The organism is Novosphingobium sp. B1 (assembly GCF_900176395.1).
Classification (GTDB): Bacteria; Pseudomonadota; Alphaproteobacteria; order Sphingomonadales; family Sphingomonadaceae; genus Novosphingobium.
Genome location: NZ_FWXL01000005.1, coordinates 214,065 through 232,105, shown reverse-complemented (window position 1 = coordinate 232,105; position 18,041 = coordinate 214,065). Strand labels below are relative to the sequence as shown.

At 62.7% G+C, this 18,041-nt stretch carries 25 protein-coding genes; all 25 read left to right on the top strand.

The genetic code is table 11. The features are described 5' to 3' along the window. The first annotated feature begins 6 nt into the window (after positions 1-6). The 25 genes from rplB to alaS all read left to right on the top strand — a co-directional run bounded on the left by rplB (position 7) and on the right by alaS (position 18,037). Positions 7-843: a 50S ribosomal protein L2 gene (rplB, locus tag B9A23_RS11055; RefSeq protein ID WP_084278978.1), complete on the top strand. Its 837-nt coding sequence runs from the start codon at positions 7-9 to the stop codon at positions 841-843. Between the two features lie 6 nt (positions 844-849). Next, the gene (rpsS, locus tag B9A23_RS11050) at positions 850-1,128 is read left to right on the top strand and encodes a 30S ribosomal protein S19 (protein WP_039334365.1); all 279 of its coding nucleotides are present in this window, start codon (positions 850-852) and stop codon (positions 1,126-1,128) included. Beyond that, the gene (gene rplV, locus B9A23_RS11045) at positions 1,128-1,505 is read left to right on the top strand and encodes a 50S ribosomal protein L22 (RefSeq protein ID WP_084278975.1); all 378 of its coding nucleotides are present in this window, start codon (positions 1,128-1,130) and stop codon (positions 1,503-1,505) included. The genes rpsS and rplV overlap by 1 nt, the downstream gene beginning before the upstream one ends. Positions 1,506-1,507: 2 nt before the next feature. Further along, the gene (gene rpsC / locus B9A23_RS11040) at positions 1,508-2,203 is read left to right on the top strand and encodes a 30S ribosomal protein S3 (protein WP_084278974.1); all 696 of its coding nucleotides are present in this window, start codon (positions 1,508-1,510) and stop codon (positions 2,201-2,203) included. Between the two features lie 22 nt (positions 2,204-2,225). Further along, positions 2,226-2,660 carry a 50S ribosomal protein L16 gene (gene rplP / locus B9A23_RS11035; RefSeq protein ID WP_039334360.1) on the top strand — a complete coding sequence of 145 codons (435 nt, stop codon included), beginning with the start codon at positions 2,226-2,228 and terminating at the stop codon, positions 2,658-2,660. Positions 2,661-2,671: 11 nt separating this feature from the next. Next, positions 2,672-2,878: a 50S ribosomal protein L29 gene (rpmC, locus tag B9A23_RS11030; RefSeq protein ID WP_039334358.1), complete on the top strand. Its 207-nt coding sequence runs from the start codon at positions 2,672-2,674 to the stop codon at positions 2,876-2,878. 10 nt (positions 2,879-2,888) lie between these two features. Further along, positions 2,889-3,158: a 30S ribosomal protein S17 gene (rpsQ, locus tag B9A23_RS11025; protein WP_084278973.1), complete on the top strand. Its 270-nt coding sequence runs from the start codon at positions 2,889-2,891 to the stop codon at positions 3,156-3,158. A gap of 118 nt (positions 3,159-3,276) precedes the next feature. Continuing rightward, a complete protein-coding gene (gene rplN, locus B9A23_RS11020) occupies positions 3,277-3,645 on the top strand; it encodes a 50S ribosomal protein L14 (protein WP_084278971.1) in 369 nt (122 codons plus the stop codon). Beyond that, positions 3,645-3,962 (top strand): 50S ribosomal protein L24, encoded by a 318-nt coding sequence (gene rplX, locus B9A23_RS11015; protein ID WP_084278969.1) that lies wholly within the window; start codon positions 3,645-3,647, stop codon positions 3,960-3,962. Before rplN ends, rplX begins: the two co-directional genes overlap by 1 nt. Beyond that, entirely contained in the window at positions 3,955-4,536 is a 582-nt protein-coding gene (rplE, locus tag B9A23_RS11010) for a 50S ribosomal protein L5 (RefSeq protein ID WP_084278966.1), read from the top strand. The genes rplX and rplE overlap by 8 nt, the downstream gene beginning before the upstream one ends. A 29-nt stretch (positions 4,537-4,565) precedes the next feature. After that, a complete protein-coding gene (gene rpsN / locus B9A23_RS11005; protein ID WP_084278964.1) occupies positions 4,566-4,871 on the top strand; it encodes a 30S ribosomal protein S14 in 306 nt (101 codons plus the stop codon). A gap of 10 nt (positions 4,872-4,881) precedes the next feature. After that, positions 4,882-5,277, top strand: coding sequence for a 30S ribosomal protein S8 (gene rpsH, locus B9A23_RS11000; RefSeq protein WP_039334346.1), 396 nt, complete (start codon positions 4,882-4,884; stop codon positions 5,275-5,277). Next, complete coding sequence (rplF, locus tag B9A23_RS10995) at positions 5,277-5,810, top strand: 50S ribosomal protein L6 (protein WP_084278961.1); 534 nt, start codon at positions 5,277-5,279, stop codon at positions 5,808-5,810. Before rpsH ends, rplF begins: the two co-directional genes overlap by 1 nt. Beyond that, positions 5,810-6,160: a 50S ribosomal protein L18 gene (gene rplR / locus B9A23_RS10990; RefSeq protein WP_084278959.1), complete on the top strand. Its 351-nt coding sequence runs from the start codon at positions 5,810-5,812 to the stop codon at positions 6,158-6,160. Before rplF ends, rplR begins: the two co-directional genes overlap by 1 nt. Positions 6,161-6,162: 2 nt before the next feature. After that, a complete protein-coding gene (gene rpsE / locus B9A23_RS10985; protein ID WP_084278956.1) occupies positions 6,163-6,876 on the top strand; it encodes a 30S ribosomal protein S5 in 714 nt (237 codons plus the stop codon). A 6-nt stretch (positions 6,877-6,882) separates the two neighbouring features. Then, positions 6,883-7,059, top strand: a complete 177-nt coding sequence (rpmD, locus tag B9A23_RS10980; protein ID WP_084278955.1) for a 50S ribosomal protein L30 — start codon at positions 6,883-6,885, stop codon at positions 7,057-7,059. Between the two features lie 170 nt (positions 7,060-7,229). Next, the gene (rplO, locus tag B9A23_RS10975; RefSeq protein WP_084279237.1) at positions 7,230-7,745 is read left to right on the top strand and encodes a 50S ribosomal protein L15; all 516 of its coding nucleotides are present in this window, start codon (positions 7,230-7,232) and stop codon (positions 7,743-7,745) included. A 152-nt stretch (positions 7,746-7,897) separates the two neighbouring features. Continuing rightward, positions 7,898-9,265 (top strand): preprotein translocase subunit SecY, encoded by a 1,368-nt coding sequence (secY, locus tag B9A23_RS10970; RefSeq protein ID WP_084278953.1) that lies wholly within the window; start codon positions 7,898-7,900, stop codon positions 9,263-9,265. 31 nt (positions 9,266-9,296) lie between these two features. Further along, the gene (locus B9A23_RS10965; protein ID WP_084278952.1) at positions 9,297-9,947 is read left to right on the top strand and encodes an adenylate kinase; all 651 of its coding nucleotides are present in this window, start codon (positions 9,297-9,299) and stop codon (positions 9,945-9,947) included. 47 nt (positions 9,948-9,994) lie between these two features. Continuing rightward, positions 9,995-10,795 carry an SRPBCC family protein gene (locus tag B9A23_RS10960; protein WP_084278951.1) on the top strand — a complete coding sequence of 267 codons (801 nt, stop codon included), beginning with the start codon at positions 9,995-9,997 and terminating at the stop codon, positions 10,793-10,795. A 175-nt stretch (positions 10,796-10,970) separates the two neighbouring features. Further along, positions 10,971-12,326, top strand: a complete 1,356-nt coding sequence (gene gdhA, locus B9A23_RS10955; protein ID WP_084278949.1) for an NADP-specific glutamate dehydrogenase — start codon at positions 10,971-10,973, stop codon at positions 12,324-12,326. Positions 12,327-12,626: 300 nt separating this feature from the next. Further along, positions 12,627-13,694 carry a recombinase RecA gene (recA, locus tag B9A23_RS10950; protein ID WP_084278946.1) on the top strand — a complete coding sequence of 356 codons (1,068 nt, stop codon included), beginning with the start codon at positions 12,627-12,629 and terminating at the stop codon, positions 13,692-13,694. Positions 13,695-13,876: 182 nt separating this feature from the next. After that, entirely contained in the window at positions 13,877-14,503 is a 627-nt protein-coding gene (locus B9A23_RS10945) for a glutathione S-transferase family protein (protein WP_084278944.1), read from the top strand. An 11-nt stretch (positions 14,504-14,514) separates the two neighbouring features. Further along, the gene (locus tag B9A23_RS10940) at positions 14,515-15,348 is read left to right on the top strand and encodes a methyltransferase domain-containing protein (RefSeq protein ID WP_084278943.1); all 834 of its coding nucleotides are present in this window, start codon (positions 14,515-14,517) and stop codon (positions 15,346-15,348) included. A 43-nt stretch (positions 15,349-15,391) separates the two neighbouring features. Beyond that, positions 15,392-18,037 (top strand): alanine--tRNA ligase, encoded by a 2,646-nt coding sequence (alaS, locus tag B9A23_RS10935; protein WP_084278940.1) that lies wholly within the window; start codon positions 15,392-15,394, stop codon positions 18,035-18,037. Positions 18,038-18,041: the final 4 nt, after the last annotated feature.

The window sequence follows — 18,041 nt, the reverse complement described above, 5'->3', positions numbered from 1 at the left end:
TAGACCATGGCACTCAAGAGCTACAATCCGACCAGCCCCGCCCGGCGCGGCCTGATCCTCGTCGACAAGTCGTCGCTGTGGAAGGGCAAGCCGGTCAAGGCGCTGACCGAAGGCAAGAACAAGACCGGCGGTCGCAACAACAAGGGTCATGTCACCTCGCGCGGCATTGCCGGTGGTCACAAGCAGAAGTACCGCTACATCGACTTCAAGCGTCGCAAGTGGGACATGCCGGCTACCGTCGAGCGTCTGGAATACGACCCGAACCGCACGGCCTTCATCGCTCTCATCAAGTATGAGGACGGCGAGCAGACCTACATCATCGCTCCGCAGCGTCTGGCCGTTGGCGACACCGTCGTCGCCGGCGAAAAGACCGACGTGAAGCCTGGCAACGCAATGCTTCTGTCGCAGATGCCGGTCGGCACCATCATCCACAACGTGGAGATGAAGCCGGGCAAGGGCGCGCAGATTGCACGTTCGGCAGGCACCTATGTCCAGCTCGTCGGTCGTGACCGCGGCATGGTCATCGTTCGCCTGAACTCGGGCGAGCAGCGCTACCTGCGTGGTGACTGCATGGGCACCGTCGGTGCTGTGTCGAACCCCGACAACGCCAACACGAACCTTGCCAAGGCCGGTCGCAACCGCTGGCTGGGCAAGCGTCCGCTGACCCGCGGCGTTGCCAAGAACCCGGTCGACCACCCGCACGGTGGTGGTGAAGGCCGTACTTCGGGTGGCCGTCATCCTGTGACTCCGTGGGGTAAGCCGACCAAGGGCGCCCGCACCCGTCACAACAAGTCGACGGACAAGATGATCATCCGTTCGCGCCACGCGAAGAAGAAGAGGTAAGACCACATGGCACGTTCCGTCTGGAAGGGCCCCTTCGTCGACCTGCATCTGCTGAAGAAGGCGGAAGCCGCTCACGATGCTGGTTCGCGCGCTGGCGCCATCAAGACCTGGTCGCGTCGTTCGACCATCATTCCGCAGTTCGTTGGTCTGACGTTCAACGTCTACAACGGTCACAAGTTCATCCCGGTTTCCGTCTCCGAAGAGATGGTCGGCCACAAGCTTGGTGAATTTGCGCCCACGCGCACGTTCCCCGGCCACGCCGCGGACAAGAAGGGCAAGCGCTGATGAGCAAGCCTAAGGCACCCCGTCGCGTTAGCGACAAGGAAGCGCTGTCGGTCGGCACGCAGATCCGCGGTTCGGCGCAGAAGCTGAACCTCGTCGCTGCTCTGATCCGCGGGCACAAGGCCGAAGACGCGATGAACATCCTCGCGTTCTCGAAGAAGGCCATGGCGGTTGATGCCCGCAAGGTGCTCGCCTCGGCGATCGCCAACGCGGAAAACAACCACAACCTCGACGTCGACGCTCTGGTCGTGGCGGAAGCCTCGGTTGGCAAGTCGATCACGATGAAGCGCTTCCACACCCGTGGTCGCGGCAAGTCGACCCGCATCCTGAAGCCGTTCTCGCGGCTCCGGATCGTGGTCCGCGAAGTTGAGGAGGCCTGATCATGGGTCACAAGTCGAACCCCATCGGTCTGCGCCTGCAGATCAACCGCACCTGGGACAGCCGCTGGTACGCGGAAGGTCGCAACTATGCGCAGATGCTCAAGGAAGACCTTGAGATCCGCAAGTTCATCGTCAAGACCCTGCCGCAGGCAGCGATCTCGAAGGTGGTGATCGAGCGTCCTGCCAAGCTGTGCCGCGTGTCGATCTATGCTGCCCGTCCGGGCGTCATCATCGGCAAGAAGGGTGCGGACATCGAGAAGCTTCGCTCGAAGCTTGCCACGATGACCGGCAGCGACGTGAAGTTGAACATCGTCGAGATCCGCAAGCCGGAAATCGATTCGAAGCTCGTTGCCCAGGGCATCGCCGACCAGCTGGTTCGCCGCGTTGCCTTCCGCCGCGCGATGAAGCGCGCCGTGCAGTCCGCCCTGCGTCTTGGTGCCGAAGGCATCAAGATCACCTGCGGCGGCCGTCTCGGTGGTGCTGAAATCGCCCGCGTCGAATGGTATCGCGAAGGTCGCGTTCCGCTGCACACGCTGCGCGCGAACATCGACTACGCTGAGGCCGAGGCGCTGACCGCTTATGGCATCATCGGCATCAAGACCTGGATCTTCAAGGGTGAGATCCTCGGTCACGATCCGATGGCGCAGGACCGACTGATGATGGAAGCGCAGACTTCCGGCGTCCGTCCGGCACGCTGAGCCTAGAGGGTAGAGAAGCACCATGTTGCAACCGAAGAAGACCAAGTTCCGCAAGGCCTTCAAGGGCCGCATCCACGGCGTCGCCAAGGGTGGTACGGACCTGAACTTCGGCTCCTACGGCCTCAAGGCCCTTGAGCCGGAGCGTGTCACCGCTCGCCAGATCGAAGCGGCCCGTCGTGCGATCACGCGCCACATCCGCCGTCAGGGCCGTCTGTGGATCCGCGTGTTCCCGGACGTGCCGGTCTCGAAGAAGCCTGCCGAAGTCCGTCAGGGCAAGGGCAAGGGCTCGATCGAATACTGGGCAGCCCGCGTTAAGCCGGGTCGCATCCTGTTCGAACTGGACGGCGTCCCCGGCCCGCTCGCGGCCGAGGCATTCAGCCGCGCCGCGATGAAGCTGCCGATCAAGACGAAGGTCGTTGCCCGCCTGGGTGACACTTCGCACCTTGGCGGCGAGTGATTGGGAGTCGAATGATGGCCAAGATCGAAGACCTTCGCGCCAAGAGCGACGACCAGCTGAACGCTGAACTCGCCGAACTCAAGCGCGAGCAGTTCAACCTGCGTTTCCAGGGCGCGACGAACCAGCTTGAGCGCCCCGCGCGCATCAAGGAAGTCCGTCGCGACATCGCGCGCATCAAGACGCTGCAGACTGAGCGTTCTCAGTCGGCCCAGGCGTAAGGAAGCCAATATGCCCAAGCGTATTCTGATCGGCACCGTGGTGTCCGACAAGACCGACAAGACCGTGGTCGTGAAGGTCGAGCGCAAGGTGAAGCACCCGCTCTACGGGAAGATCATCCGCCGCTCGAAGAAGTATCACGCCCACGACGAGGCGAATGCCTACAAGACCGGCGAGACCGTGCGCATCGAAGAGACCGCGCCGATCTCGAAGCTGAAGACGTGGAAGGTTGTCGACCGCGTCCAGGCCGGCAAGGGCACCGCCATCGAAGCGGACGTCTGATAAGGTCGTCAGCCAAAGTTTGGGGTTGCTTCACGGCCAAAGTCGTGTAGCGGCCCCCGACTACTGTTTTGGAACTGCCGGACTGGTTCCGGCAAGCCAGTGAGAAGGAACCGGATCAATGATCCAGATGCAATCCAATCTCGACGTGGCGGACAACAGCGGCGCGAAGCGCGTCCAGTGCATCAAGGTGCTGGGTGGCTCGAAGCGTCGGTTCGCAAGCGTCGGCGACATCATCGTGGTGTCGGTCAAGGAAGCTCAGCCGCGTGCCCGCGTCAAGAAGGGCGACGTTCACCGTGCGGTGATCGTGCGCACCAAGAAGGACGTCCGTCGTGCAGACGGTTCGGTCATCCGTTTTGACGGCAATGCTGCCGTGCTCGTCGGCAAGAACGAAGAGCCGATCGGCACGCGTATCTTCGGCCCTGTGGTCCGCGAACTCCGCGGCAAGGGCTTCATGAAGATCATCTCGCTCGCGCCGGAGGTGCTGTAATGGCTGCCGCTAAGATCAAGAAGGGCGACACCGTCGTCGTTCGGTCGGGCAAGGACAAGGGCCGTACCGGCACTGTCCTCCAGGTCCTTCCGAAGGACGAGAAGGTCGTGGTTCAGGGCGTGAACATCGCAGCCCGTCACCGCAAGCCGAGCCAGCAGAACCCCCAGGGCGGCATCGATCGCTTTGAGGCGCCGATGCACATCTCGAAGGTCTCGGTCGCTGACAAGGATGGCAAGGCCACCCGCGTCCGCTTCGAGGAACGTGATGGCAAGAAGGTCCGTGTGGCCGTCAAGTCCGGGGAGGCCATCGATGGCTGACAAGTACACGCCGCGTCTGCGGTCGAAGTATGACGCCGAGATCGCAGCAGCGATGCAGGCGAAGTTCGGCTACTCGAACGCGATGGAAATCCCGCGCATCGAGAAGATCACGCTCAACATGGGCGTGGGCGAGGCGAGCCAGGACAAGAAGAAGGTCACGACTGCCGCTGCCGAAATGGAGCGCATCGCTGGCCAGAAGCCCGTCATCACCAAGGCGAAGAAGTCGATCGCGCAGTTCAAGCTGCGTGAAGGCATGCCGATCGGTTGCAAGGTCACCCTGCGCCGTGAACGCATGTACGAATTCCTCGACCGCCTCATCACCATCGCAATGCCTCGCATCCGCGACTTCCGTGGTCTGAACCCGAAGTCGTTCGACGGTCGTGGCAACTACGCGATGGGTCTGAAGGAGCAGATCATCTTCCCAGAGATCAGCTACGACCAGATCGAGAAGGTGCGTGGCATGGACATCATCGTCACCACGACCGCGAAGACGGACGAGGAAGCCCGTGAGCTTCTCCGCCTGTTCGGTTTCCCGTTCCCGCAGGAAGCTGCTGAAGAGCAGCAGGCCGCGTGATCCAGAATTGAAGAAGAGAGCTTAAGTCCATGGCGAAACTGAGTTCCATCAACAAGAACGAGAAGCGCAAGAAGCTCGTTCAGAAGTACGCGGCAAAGTTCGCTGCGCTGAAGGCCACCGCTGACGATGAGTCGCTCGACGAAACCGAGCGCCTGATCGCCCGCCTCAAGATGGCTGAACTTCCGCGCAACGCAAATCCGACCCGGGTGCGCAACCGCTGTGCAACCACCGGCCGCCCGCGTGGCTACTATCGCAAGTTCGGCCTTTGCCGCATCGAGCTGCGGGACAAGGGCAACAAGGGCCTTATCCCCGGTCTGACGAAGTCGAGCTGGTAAGGATCATCCGATGGCTATGACCGACCCCCTGGGTGATATGCTCACCCGCATCCGCAACGGCCAGCAGGCGAAGAAGGACTCGGTCCTCTCGCCCGCATCCAAGCTGCGTGCGCACGTGCTCGAAGTCCTTCAGCGTGAAGGCTACATCCGCGGTTTCTCGGAGGACGCCACCGGCGCGCATCCGCAGCTGCGCATCGAGCTCAAGTATTTCGAAGGCCAGCCTGCGATCAAGCATGTTGCCCGTGTCTCCAAGCCTGGCCGCCGCGTCTATTCGGGTTCCAAGGAACTTCCGGTGATTCGCAATGGCCTGGGCATCACCATCGTCTCGACGCCCAAGGGTGTGCTCTCGGATGCCGAAGCACGCGCTGCGAACGTCGGCGGCGAAGTGCTTGCGGAGGTGTTCTGATGAGCCGCATCGGCAAGAAGCCGGTGACGATCCCGAGTGGCGTCACCGCGAACATCGCGGACGGCATGCTGACCGTGAAGGGCCCGAAGGGCACGCTCACGCTCACGCTCCGTGACGAGATCAGCTACACCGTCGATGGCGACACGATCCTCGTGAAGCCTGCCAACGACACCAAGGGCGCTCGCGCGTTCTGGGGCATGCAGCGCACGCTCGTTGACAACCTGGTGACCGGCGTGACGCAGGGCTACACCAAGGTCCTCGAGATCACCGGTGTCGGCTACCGCGCCAATGCTCAGGGCAAGAACCTGAAGCTGCAGCTCGGCTACAGCCATGACGTCGATTTCCCGGTGCCGGAAGGCATCGAGATCAAGACCCCTGACAACACTACGGTGGAAATCTCGGGCATCGACAAGCAGAAGGTCGGCCAGGTTGCCGCCGAGATCCGTCGCTGGCGCAAGCCTGAGCCGTACAAGGGCAAGGGCATCAAGTACCGCGGCGAGTTTATCTTCCGCAAGGAAGGGAAGAAGAAGTAATGGCAAAGCTGTCTCTCTTCGAACGCCGCCGCCGTCGCGTCCGCACTGCGCTCAAGGCGCGCTCGGGTGGCCGTCCTCGTCTGTCGGTGCATCGCTCCGGCCGTCACATCTACGCCCAGATCATCGACGATGCCGCCGGCAAGACCATTGCCGCCGCATCGACCCTGGTGAAGGGCGAGAAGTCGATCGGCGCGAACGTCGACGCTGCGACCAAGGTTGGCACCGAAATTGCCGAGAAGGCCAAGGCTGCAGGCATCACCACTGTCGTGTTCGATCGCGGCGGGTTCCTTTTCCATGGCCGCGTCAAGGCGCTGGCTGACGCTGCCCGCGAAGGCGGGCTGGAGTTCTGACAATGGCTGACGAAACCAACCTGGAAGGCGCAGCCCCGGTCGAAGCGACCGGCGGTGAGCCGCAGCGTGAAGGTCGTGGCCGTGGCCGTGGCCGTGGCGGAAACGATCGCGGTGGCGAGCGTGGTGGCCGTGGCCGTCGCGACGACCGTCGTGGCCGTGGCAACAACGACGAGGAAGGTGGCGAGGAGCTGATCGAAAAGCTCGTCCACATCAACCGCGTGTCGAAGACCGTGAAGGGCGGCAAGCGCTTCGGCTTTGCAGCGCTCGTCGTGGTCGGCGATGGCAAGGGCCGCGTCGGCTTCGGCAAGGGCAAGGCTCGCGAAGTGCCTGAGGCGATCACCAAGGCTACTGCCGCAGCAAAGCGCGCAATGGTCCGCGTGGCGCTCAAGGAAGGCCGCACCCTGCACCATGACGGCAAGGGCCGTTTCGGCGCTGGCAAGGTCAACGTTCGTTCGGCTCCCGCCGGTACCGGCATCATCGCCGGTGGTCCGATGCGCGCCGTGTTCGAAAGCCTTGGCGTTGCCGACGTGGTGACCAAGTCGGTCGGCACTTCGAACCCCTACAACATGATCCGCGCAACGTTCGACGCGCTGACTGACCAGACTTCGCCGAAGTCGGTCGCCCAGCGTCGTGGCAAGAAGGTTGCCGATCTCCTCGGCCGTGGTGGCGCTTCGCAGGTCGAAGCCGAAGCCGCTGCCGAAGCCATCACGGAGTAATCGGTCATGGCAACGATCAAGATCAAGCAGATCGGTTCGCCGATCCGTCGCCCGGAAAGCCAGAAAAAGATCCTGGTCGGTCTGGGTCTGGGCAAGATGCACCGCGTGGTCGAGTTGGAAGACACGGCCGAAGTGCGTGGCGCCATCGCCAAGCTTCCTCATATGGTGGCCGTGGTCGACTGACCACTGCTCCCATGATGGGAAAACGGGATGCCCCGGCCCAGTGCCGGGGTTTTCCTTTGGGGCTCGGGGCGCAGGTGCTCCCGATCCCGTGAGGGGGTGACAAGCCTTGCCCGATGGGCTAGGCGGCGCCCTTTCCAAAGCGCGTCTCAAAGCGAAAGCGAGTGCAGAACATGAAGCTTAACGAACTCAACGACAACTATGGCGCCCGCAAGGGTCGCATGCGCGTGGGCCGCGGTATCGGCTCGGGCAAGGGCAAGACCGCCGGTCGCGGCCAGAAGGGTGCCAAGGCGCGCTCGGGCGTCAGCATCAACGGCTTCGAGGGTGGTCAGATGCCGCTCCACATGCGCATCCCGAAGCGCGGCTTCAACAACATCTTCGCCAAGGATCACGCCGAAGTGAACCTGGGCATGATCCAGAAGGCGATCGACGCCGGCAAGCTCGACATCTCGGGCACTGTCGACCACGCATCGCTCAAGGCTGCTGGCCTGGCTCGTGGTGGCAAGGATGGCGTCCGCCTGCTCGGCAAGGGTGAACTGACCGCGAAGGTTGCGTTCTCGGTTGCCGGCGCATCGAAGGGTGCAGTCGCGGCGGTCGAAAAGGCTGGCGGTTCGGTCTCGGTGATCGAGAAGGGCCCTAGCGAAGCCGAGAAGAAGGCAGCCCGCGCTGCGGCCAACAAGGCCAAGTAAGCACATTTCCGGTCCCCGCCCGGCAGCCGGGCGGGGATTTCGGCATTGCAGGGGTTCGACATTCGTCGCCCCACACTATATGGGCTAGCTCAAGACGTCCGAAACGCCCGCGGCCCACGGCCCGGTTTCGCAGCAAGGCTTAGAACCCCGAAATGGCATCACGCGCCGACAACATCGCCAGCAACCTCAATCTGGCCAACTTCTCCAAGGCAACCGAGCTCAAGAAGCGCATCTGGTTCACGGTGGGCGCGCTCATCGTATTCCGGTTCCTCAGCTTCGTTCCGCTGCCAGGCGTCAACCCGCTGATCATGGAGACGCTGTACGACCAGACCCGTGGTGGCGTGCTCGACATCTTCAACGCTTTTTCGGGCGGTTCGCTCGAGCGTATGAGCCTGATCGCGCTGGGCGTCATGCCGTACATCACGGCATCGATCGTGGTGCAGCTGGCTGCCTCGCTTCATCCGGCACTGGCCGCGATGAAGAAGGAAGGCGAAAGCGGACGCAAGAAGCTGAACCAGTACACACGGTATGGTGCGGTTCTGCTCACTGCGATCCAGGGCTGGGTGCTCGCATCGGGCCTCGAGGCTTACGGTGCTTCGAGCGGGCTTCAGGCTGTGGTCAATCCGGGGCTTCTTTTCCGCGTCGGCGCTGTCATCTCGCTCATCGGCGGCACGATGTTCCTGCTGTGGCTGGGTGAGCAGATCACCTCGCGCGGGATCGGTAATGGCGTTTCGCTGATCATCATGGCCGGTATCGTCGCGCAGTTGCCCAAGTTCTTCGGCAATCTGTTCGAGGGCGGTCGCACCGGCTCGATCTCGCCGTTCCTGATCGTCGGCATCGTCGTCATGCTCGTCGGCCTCGTCCTGGCCATCTGCTTCTTCGAGCGCGCAACCCGCCGTTTGCTGATCCAGTATCCCAAGCGAGCGACGCAGCGCGGCATGATGAATGCTGATCGCAGCCACTTGCCGCTCAAGCTCAATACCGCCGGCGTCATTCCGCCGATCTTCGCAAGCTCGCTGCTTCTGCTGCCGCTGACTATCACGCAGTTCGCCGGCAATTCGATCTCGCCAGACACGACGGCCGGACAGGTCATCGTGACGCTGAACCAGTACCTCGGCCACGGCAAGCCGCTGTACATGCTGTTCTACGCGCTGGGCATCATCTTCTTCTCGTTCTTCTACACCGCTGTCGTGTTCAATCCGGAAGAGACGGCCGAGAACCTCAAGAAGAACGGGGGCTTCATCCCCGGCATTCGTCCCGGCAAGAACACCCAGAACTACTTGGACTATGTGCTAACTCGCATCACGGTGCTGGGTGCGGCATACATCACGCTGGTCTGCGTGGTTCCGGAGTTCATCATGGCTGAAACGGGCATGGGAACGCTGTTCTTCGGCGGCACCAGCCTGCTGATCGTGGTCAACGTCACGGTCGACACCATCACGCAGATCCAGTCGCACCTGCTGGCCCACCAGTATGGCGACCTGATCAAGAAGGCGAAACTGAAGGGACGGCTGCGCTAGGGAGCAGCGGCCGCATGAGGGGGACGATCTCGTGAACATCATCCTGTTGGGGCCTCCGGGCGCGGGCAAGGGCACGCAGGCTCAGCGCCTGGTCGAACGCCATGGCATGAAGCAGCTTTCCACGGGCGACATGCTGCGCGCTGCGGTCAAGGCAGGTACGCCCGTCGGGCTGAAGGCCAAGGCGGTAATGGAAGCGGGTCAGCTCGTTTCGGACGAGATCGTATCAGCGCTGATCGGTGATGAACTCGATGCGCTGGCCGCTGGACAGGGCGCCATCTTCGATGGCTATCCGCGCACGGCGCCGCAAGCCGAATCGCTGGGCGAGATCCTTGCCTCACGCGGCAAGGTGCTGGATCACGTGATCGAGCTCGACGTGAACGAAGATGCCCTGGTCGAGCGCATTACCGGGCGTTACACCTGTGCAACCTGCGGCAAGGGCTATCACGACACGTTCGAGAAGCCGGCTGTCGAAGGCACCTGCGACAAGTGCGGCGGGCACGAGTTCAAGCGTCGCCCTGACGATAACGAAGAAACCGTGCGCACGCGCATGGCGGAATATCGCGCGAAGACCGCGCCGATCCTGCCGATCTACGAGGCACAGGGTATCGTCAGCCGGGTCAATGGCATGGCAGACATGGACGACGTGACGGCAGCCATTGAGGCCATCCTCGGCAAGCGCTAACAGGAGGAAGTGATCCGTCCGTTTTGGGGCGGGCAGGGACTTCCGACATGCGCAAACTTCATAAATTTCTGGCGGCGGGACTTGGCGGTCTCGCCGCTTTTGCTTCATCGGCCGCTTTTGCCGAGGTGACAGCGCGGACTGACGCGGGTTTCGTGGTCCGCGTGACCGGAGAGGTCGCCGCATCGCCGGCAGAGGCATGGCAGGCGTTCACAACCCCATCCAAATGGTGGCACGCGCAACACACATACTCGGGTGATGCGGCTAATCTGGTGATGGACCCAATCGCGAACGGGTGTTTCTGCGAGAAGCTGCCGGTGCCAAAGGGCGCGCCCGCTTCGCAGAAGGCAGGCTCGGTCATGCACATGCGTGTGGTCTATGCCGAGCCTTATCGTGCGCTCCGTCTTGTCGGCGGGTTGGGACCTCTGCAGTCCGAAGCGGTAAACGGCACGATGACCGTGACATTCAAGTCGGTGGACGGCAGCGGCGGCAAGGCGACACGGATCCTGTGGGAGTACGTCGTCGGCGGCTTCATGCGCTACAAGACAGAGGCCATCTCCACGGCGGTGGACAAGGTTCTCGGCGAACAGATAGCGGGGCTGACGAGGCTTCTGGGACCTGCATCGCCTTCGGCTGCGCTCCTTTCGCCGGTCCTGCCCGAAAACGGTGCAGAGCCTGAGTCGGTGGTGGCAGGCAACGCCGGATCCGTTGAAAATGCGGATCCCGCCGAGGTTGGCCCAAGCTATACCCCGGACCCGACAAAGGACGACGCAGCAGCTGGCGAATCCGTGAAGTCGGCACTCGACGGGCTCTTCAAGAAGATTGATGCCCGGCTTCCTCCCGGACGCTGACAGGAATATCAATCGCTTTCGCGCCGCGCAAAACGCGTTAATCTTGCTTTGAAGAACAGCGCGACTCGGAAGTAATGCCGAAGTCGCCGTCACGGGCCGCAACCTTCGTTCTGCCGGGTTCATTCCGGGAGACGTTACGGGGGCCGCAACAGGCTCCCATTTGGGGGAGACTACCGTGGCTGTATCCGATCATGTTGACCTGCCAACCTTCATGGAAGGCGTGAAGAAGCGTAACCCCCACCAGCCGGAATTCGTTCAGGCGGTTCAGGAGGTCGCTGAAGATATCTTCGAGTTCATTCAGGACAATGAAGATTACCACGCGCAGCAGATACTGCGCCGCATTGCCGAGCCGGACCGCGTGGTCAGCTTTCGGGTGTGCTGGGAGGACGACAATGGCAACGTCCGCGTGCAGCGAGGCTGGCGCGTGCAGAACAATAACGCGATCGGGCCGTACAAGGGCGGCATCCGCTTTCACCCTTCGGTGACGGAATCGGTGCTCAAGTTCCTCGCTTTCGAACAGACCTTCAAGAATGCGCTGACCGGCCTGCCGATGGGCGGCGGCAAGGGTGGGTCGAACTTCAATCCCAAGGGCAAGAGCGTGCGCGAGATCATGCGCTTCTGCCAAAGCTTCATGACCGAGCTCTATCGCCATATCGGCGCCGATATCGACGTGCCGGCGGGTGACATCGGCGTGGGTGGGCGCGAGATCGGCTTCATGTTCGGCCAGTACAAGCGCATCACGAACAACTTTACCGGAGTGCTGACGGGCAAGGGCCTGGAATGGGGCGGTTCGCTGATCCGCACCGAGGCGACCGGATATGGCGCGGTCTATTTCCTGGCAAACATGCTGGCGACCAGAGGCGAGGACCTGACCGGCAAGACCGCGGTAATTTCCGGATCAGGCAACGTGGCGACCCACGCGGCGGAGAAGATCGTCCAGCTTGGCGGCAAGGTGCTGACCCTTTCGGATTCGGGCGGATACATTCACGATCCGGACGGCATCGATCAGGAAAAGATCGACTGGGTAAAGACCCACAAGACTCACCGGCGTGGCCGGATAGAGGAATATGTGGCAGCCTATCCCAAGGCGACATTCGTTGCCGGGAAGACCCCATGGAGCGTGCCTTGCGATGTGGCGCTGCCCTGTGCGACCCAGAACGAGCTGCTCGGCGATGATGCGCGGACGCTGATCGCCAATGGCTGTCAGGCAGTGGCGGAGGGCGCGAACATGCCGACCGATCTGGAAGGCGTGCACGTGTTCAAGGCTGCGAGGATCCTTTATGCCCCCGGCAAGGCGTCGAACGCCGGCGGCGTGGCCGTTTCCGGCCTGGAGATGAGCCAGAATTCCGAACGGCGTTCGTGGAAGGAAGACGAACTGCAGCAGATGCTGAAGGACATCATGGCCGGCATCCACAAGTCCTGCCTGACATTTGGCGACCAGGGCGGCGGTTACATCGATTATGTGAAAGGCGCGAACATCGCCGGGTTCAAGAAAGTGGCAGACGCAATGCTGGCTTTCGGCGTGGTTTGAGCATTTCGGAACAAACTGCAGACGGCAGGCCGGCAGGGGGGCGCAACAATCGCCGCCCCTGCCGGTCTTTTCATTTTCGCAGCAGTTCCGGCGTTGTGGGCAAGTGCCCAAGCCTGCGTTTTCCACCGCCACAACTGCACGCGGCATGACGGAAAAGACATTAGCCGGTAAGGACTTTGCAGGAGTCCGCTCCACATCGGAGATTTATTTTCGTTCCCCTCTTGTTCCCTTGGAACATAGAGGGTACATAACCCCTGTTGACGGTTCGTGTGAGCCAACTCTAGCAAGGGGATCGATGCCATGGCGGCTCAGCTCAAGCTCATCGAGGAAGGTAAGATCAAGGACATGGATCGTCAGAAGGCGCTAGACGCAGCCCTCGCACAGATTGACCGTGCGTTTGGCAAGGGCTCGGCGATGAAGCTGGGTTCGAAGGAAGCGATGCAGGTGGAGGCCATTTCCACCGGTTCGCTCGGTCTCGACATTGCGCTGGGTGTGGGCGGCCTGCCGCGCGGGCGCGTGATCGAGGTCTATGGTCCGGAAAGCTCGGGCAAGACCACGCTGGCCCTGCACGTTATTGCCGAGGCGCAGAAGAGCGGCGGTACTGCGGCGTTCATCGACGCCGAGCATGCGCTTGACCCGGTCTATGCCCGCAAGCTTGGCGTGAACATCGACGAGCTCATCGTATCGCAGCCCGATACTGGCGAGCAGGCGCTCGAGATCACCGACACGCTGGTGCGTTCGAACGCGATCGACGTGCTCGTGGTGGACTCGGTTGCCGCGCTGGTCCCCCGCGCTGAAATCGAAGGCGAGATGGGTGACAGCCATGTCGGTCTGCAGGCCCGTCTGATGAGCCAGTCGCTGCGCAAGCTGACCGGGTCGATCAGCCGCTCGCGCTGCATGGTGATCTTCATCAACCAGCTGCGCATGAAGATCGGCGTGATGTACGGCAATCCCGAGACGACGACGGGTGGCAATGCGCTGAAGTTCTATGCCTCCGTCCGCCTCGATATCCGCCGCACCGGGCAGATCAAGGACCGCGACGAGATCGTCGGCAACGCCACGCGCGTGAAGGTGGTCAAGAACAAGGTTGCGCCGCCGTTCAAGCAGGTCGAGTTCGACATCATGTACGGTGAAGGCATTTCCAAGATCGGCGAGATTCTCGATCTTGGGGTCAAGGCCGGTGTGGTCGAAAAGTCGGGCGCATGGTTCAGCTATGACTCGATCCGCATCGGGCAAGGCCGCGAGAACGCGAAGAACTTCCTGCGCGATAATCCCGAGATTTGCGACCGGTTGGAAGCCGCGATCCGCGGCCGCACCGATCAGGTTGCCGAAGGTCTGATGGTTGGTCCGGACGCGGACGACGGCTGATCTTCAAGGTGCAGAGCAGTCCAACGGGCTGCCGGCCAGACAAAGAGCCCGCGCGTTCCCCGGCAGGATCGCGCGGGCTTCTTGTTGCAGGGCACCGCCCGCCAGTTTCCACTTCGTGCGATGCCGTTTGCAATCAACGGGCTGGTCGTTAACCTTCCGCTTAAACCAATCGGAGAATCGCCATGGGCATCGTCGTTCACCATCTCAACAACAGCCGCTCGCAGCGCGTCCTCTGGCTGCTCGAGGAACTGGGCGTCGACTACGAGATCCGACATTATCAGCGCGACGCCGTCACCAATCTGGCGCCGCCGGAACTCAAGGCCATTCACCCCCTCGGCAAGTCGCCCCTGCTTGAGATCGACGGGCGGATGATCGAGGAATCAGGGGCCATCGTGCAGGTCTTGTGCGAACGCTATGGCGCGGGCAACTGGCTTCCAGCCAATGGCACGGACGACGCCGTGCGTCACCTTGAACTCATGCATTTTGCCGAGGGTTCGGCGATGACTCCGATCCTGCTGCAGCTCTATACCTCTCGTCTTGGCGATTCCGCAGCGCCGCTCAAGCCGCGCATCGACGAGCAGCTGGCGGCGCACTTCGGATACATGGAGCAGATCCTGCGGCCGTCCGGCCACTTCATTGGCGATGACTGGACCGGCGCGGACGTGATGATGAGCTTCCCGGCTGAAATTGCGGTCATGCAGGGTGCAGGGTCGCAACTGCCGAAGTTGGCGGCCTTTGTCGCTGCCATTCGGGCGCGGCCAGCGTGGCAGCGCGCGCGAGAGAAGGGCGGCGAGTACTTCGGGCAGTAAGGGGTTGCAGGGTGACCAACGCGGCGGACTGGCAGGGCACGGTTGGCAAGAACTGGGCGCAGGAGTGGCAGAGGACAGACACCAGTTTCAGCGAACTGACCCCCCAGTTGCTTGCGGCCATATCTCGTGAGCCGGGCCACCGTGTTGTCGATGTGGGTTGCGGGGCTGGGGAACTTTCGCTGGCCATAGGCCATGCCCGTCCTGATGCGCTCGTCACCGGCATCGATATCTCACGGGACTTGATCGAGACAGCGCGATCACGATCGGGGCCGCCGAATGTCACATTCGAGGAAGCTGACGCATCAGTCTGGCGGCCGGGACCGGGAGATGCTGCGCCTGATCTTCTGGTGTCGCGGCATGGGGTAATGTTCTTTCCAGATCCGCCCAAGGCGTTCGGCCACCTTGCATCGGTCGCCGCGCCGCGAGCGCGCCTTGTGTTTTCCTGTTTTCGCACGGCTGCAGAGAATGCCTGGGCGTCTGGCATTGCTGGGTTGTTGCCACCGACGCCGCCGGTGCGGGCACAACGCTTCGCGCCAGGGCCATTCGCCTTCGCCGACCCGGATCATGTCGCCGCTTGCCTTTCCGGATGGCGGGACCTTGAGTTCATGCCCATCGACTTCGGCTATATTGCAGGCACGGGTGCAGACCCGGTTGGCGAGGCCATGGCGCTGTTTCGGCGAATCGGTCCGGCGGCGTCGGCCCTTCGCACCCTGCCGCAGGAGCAGCGTGATGAGGTGGAAACACGGCTGCGGGAACTTGTGGAAGCGCATCTGGCCGATGGCAGGGTCCGCTTTCCCGCCGCCGCCTGGCTGGTAACCGCCACGTTCGATCACCGTGATGGATGAAACGTGCTTGTAGCGCGCCGAACGCTCGCCTAATCGGCCTTTCATGACTTCGACGAACGAAATCCGCCGCTCCTTCCTCGAATACTTCGGCTCGAACGGGCACGACGTGGTGCAGTCTGCACCGCTGGTGCCCTATAACGACCCGACGCTGATGTTCACGAACGCCGGCATGGTGCCGTTCAAGAACGTGTTCACCGGCCTGGAGACGCGCGCGACCCCGCGCGCGACGTCATCGCAGAAGTGTGTGCGTGCGGGCGGAAAGCACAACGATCTGGACAATGTGGGCTACACCGCGCGCCATCACACGTTCTTCGAGATGCTCGGCAACTTCTCGTTCGGCGATTACTTCAAGGAGCAGGCGATCACCCACGCGTGGACGCTGCTGACGCGCGAATGGGGACTGCCCAAGGACAAGCTGCTCGCCACCGTCTATCACACCGACGACGAGGCGTTCGAGCTGTGGAAGAAGATTGCAGGTCTCCCCGAAGACCGCATCATCCGTATTGCCACCAAGGACAATTTCTGGGCGATGGGCGATGATGGCCCGTGCGGGCCGTGCTCGGAGATCTTCTTCGATCACGGCGACCACATCTGGGGTGGCCCTCCGGGATCGCCGGAAGAAGACGGTGACCGTTTCATCGAGATCTGGAACCTCGTGTTCATGCAGTTCGAGCAGACTGCGGGCGAGATCACCGGCAGCCTGCCCAAGCCGAGCATCGACACTGGCATGGGTCTCGAGCGCATCGCCGCCGTGCTGCAGGGCGAGCACGACAACTACGACACCGACACGTTCAAGGCGCTGATCGCGGCGTCCGAAAGCCTGACTTCGGTCAAGGCCGAAGGCGAGCAGCGCGCCAGCCATCGCGTGATTGCCGACCACCTGCGCTCGACCAGCTTCCTGCTGGCCGATGGCGTGCTGCCGTCGAACGAAGGGCGCGGCTACGTTCTTCGCCGGATCATGCGCCGTGCGATGCGCCATGCCCACCTGCTCGGCGCGAAGGACCCGCTGATGCACCGCTTGGTGCCCGCGCTGGTCGCCGAGATGGGCGCTGCCTATCCCGAGCTTGGCCGTGCGCAGCCGCTGATCGAGGAAACCCTGCTGCGCGAGGAAGTGCAGTTCCGCCGTACGCTGTCGAACGGCATCAAGCTGCTCGACGAGGCGACCGCCGCGCTGGGCGAAGGCGATGCGCTGCCGGGGGAAACCGCGTTCAAGCTCTATGACACCTATGGCTTCCCCTATGACCTGACCGAAGACGCCCTGCGCGCTCGTGGCATCGCCGTTGACCGTGAGGGTTTCGACGCCGCGATGGCCCAGCAGAAGGCGGCAGCGCGCGCGGCATGGAAGGGTTCAGGCCAGGCCGCGGACAGCGAAGTGTGGTTCGACATTGCCGAGCGCGTCGGCGCGACCGAGTTCACGGGCTACACTGCAACCACCGGCGAAGCGCAAGTCGTCGCACTGGTGAAGGACGGCAAGGAAGTCGAGAGTGCTGCTGCGGGTGATGACGTGATCGTCATCGTCAACCAGACGCCGTTCTACGGCGAAAGCGGTGGCCAGACCGGCGATGCGGGCACGATCACCGGTGGCGATGGCCTGAAGCTGGCGGTGAGCGATACGGCCAAGCCCTTGGGCCGTCTGCACGCACACAACGCGAAGGTGGAAGCCGGCGCGGTCAAGGTCGGCGATGTGGTGAAGCTCGACATCGACGTCGAACGTCGCGACGCGATCCGCGCCAACCACTCGGCCACGCACTTGCTTCACGCGGCACTCCGCAACCGGCTTGGCGGGCATGTGACGCAGAAGGGTTCGCTGGTTGCGGCAGATCGCCTGCGTTTCGACTTCTCGCAGCCGACGGCGCTGACAGCTGATGACATCGCTGCGATCGAGGCTGAAGTGAACGCCGAGATCCGTGCCAACGAGCCGGTGACAACGCGCCTGATGAGCCCTGACGACGCAATCGAGGCGGGAGCGATGGCGCTGTTTGGCGAAAAGTATGGCGATGAAGTGCGCGTACTTTCGATGGGCCGCGCAACTGACAAGCATTTCTCGGTGGAACTGTGCGGCGGCACGCACGTGCGTGCTCTGGGCGACATTGGCGTGTTCCGCATCGTGAGCGAGAGTGCTGTCTCATCGGGTGTGCGGCGTATCGAGGCGCTCACCGGTGAAGGCGCGCGGCAATGGTTCGTGGCGCGCGAAGAGTCGCTCAAGCACACCGCATCGATCCTGCGCACGACCCCGGAAGACGTGGAGGCGCGTGTTTCCGCGCTGATGGAAGAGCGCAAGAAGCTCGAACGCGAATTGGCCGAGGCCAAGAAGGCGCTGGCGCTGGGCGGCGGTTCGGCCAAGGCGGAAAATGCCGACGAAGAAATCGGCGGCGTGAAGTTCTCTGGCCAGGTGCTTGATGGCCTTGATCCCAAGGAATTGCGCGGGCTGCTTGATCAGGCCAAGCAGCGCCTGGGTTCAGGCGTGGCAGTGATCGTGGCGGTGAACGAGGGCAAGGCCTCCATCGCGGCAGCGGTGACCGAGGATCTGGCCGGGAAGGTCAGCGCGGTCGATCTGGTGCGCGCGGGCGTCGAAGCGCTTGGCGGCAAGGGCGGCGGTGGCCGCCCGGACATGGCGCAAGGTGGCGGTCCGGACGGTTCGAAGGCCGCAGATGCCATTGCTGCGGCCATGGCGGTTCTCGCGCAGTAATCGA

Bases quoted from the DNA above. Each gene is read 5' to 3' on its own strand.
- rplB (WP_084278978.1), top strand. From the start codon at position 7: ATGGCACTCAAGAGCTACAATCCGACCAGCCCCGCCCGGCGCGGCCTG.
- rpsS (WP_039334365.1), top strand. From the start codon at position 850: ATGGCACGTTCCGTCTGGAAGGGCCCCTTCGTCGACCTGCATCTGCTG.
- rplV (WP_084278975.1), top strand. From the start codon at position 1,128: ATGAGCAAGCCTAAGGCACCCCGTCGCGTTAGCGACAAGGAAGCGCTG.
- rpsC (WP_084278974.1), top strand. From the start codon at position 1,508: ATGGGTCACAAGTCGAACCCCATCGGTCTGCGCCTGCAGATCAACCGC.
- rplP (WP_039334360.1), top strand. From the start codon at position 2,226: ATGTTGCAACCGAAGAAGACCAAGTTCCGCAAGGCCTTCAAGGGCCGC.
- rpmC (WP_039334358.1), top strand. From the start codon at position 2,672: ATGATGGCCAAGATCGAAGACCTTCGCGCCAAGAGCGACGACCAGCTG.
- rpsQ (WP_084278973.1), top strand. From the start codon at position 2,889: ATGCCCAAGCGTATTCTGATCGGCACCGTGGTGTCCGACAAGACCGAC.
- rplN (WP_084278971.1), top strand. From the start codon at position 3,277: ATGATCCAGATGCAATCCAATCTCGACGTGGCGGACAACAGCGGCGCG.
- rplX (WP_084278969.1), top strand. From the start codon at position 3,645: ATGGCTGCCGCTAAGATCAAGAAGGGCGACACCGTCGTCGTTCGGTCG.
- rplE (WP_084278966.1), top strand. From the start codon at position 3,955: ATGGCTGACAAGTACACGCCGCGTCTGCGGTCGAAGTATGACGCCGAG.
- rpsN (WP_084278964.1), top strand. From the start codon at position 4,566: ATGGCGAAACTGAGTTCCATCAACAAGAACGAGAAGCGCAAGAAGCTC.
- rpsH (WP_039334346.1), top strand. From the start codon at position 4,882: ATGGCTATGACCGACCCCCTGGGTGATATGCTCACCCGCATCCGCAAC.
- rplF (WP_084278961.1), top strand. From the start codon at position 5,277: ATGAGCCGCATCGGCAAGAAGCCGGTGACGATCCCGAGTGGCGTCACC.
- rplR (WP_084278959.1), top strand. From the start codon at position 5,810: ATGGCAAAGCTGTCTCTCTTCGAACGCCGCCGCCGTCGCGTCCGCACT.
- rpsE (WP_084278956.1), top strand. From the start codon at position 6,163: ATGGCTGACGAAACCAACCTGGAAGGCGCAGCCCCGGTCGAAGCGACC.
- rpmD (WP_084278955.1), top strand. From the start codon at position 6,883: ATGGCAACGATCAAGATCAAGCAGATCGGTTCGCCGATCCGTCGCCCG.
- rplO (WP_084279237.1), top strand. From the start codon at position 7,230: ATGAAGCTTAACGAACTCAACGACAACTATGGCGCCCGCAAGGGTCGC.
- secY (WP_084278953.1), top strand. From the start codon at position 7,898: ATGGCATCACGCGCCGACAACATCGCCAGCAACCTCAATCTGGCCAAC.
- B9A23_RS10960 (WP_084278951.1), top strand. From the start codon at position 9,995: ATGCGCAAACTTCATAAATTTCTGGCGGCGGGACTTGGCGGTCTCGCC.
- recA (WP_084278946.1), top strand. From the start codon at position 12,627: ATGGCGGCTCAGCTCAAGCTCATCGAGGAAGGTAAGATCAAGGACATG.
- B9A23_RS10945 (WP_084278944.1), top strand. From the start codon at position 13,877: ATGGGCATCGTCGTTCACCATCTCAACAACAGCCGCTCGCAGCGCGTC.
- alaS (WP_084278940.1), top strand. From the start codon at position 15,392: ATGACTTCGACGAACGAAATCCGCCGCTCCTTCCTCGAATACTTCGGC.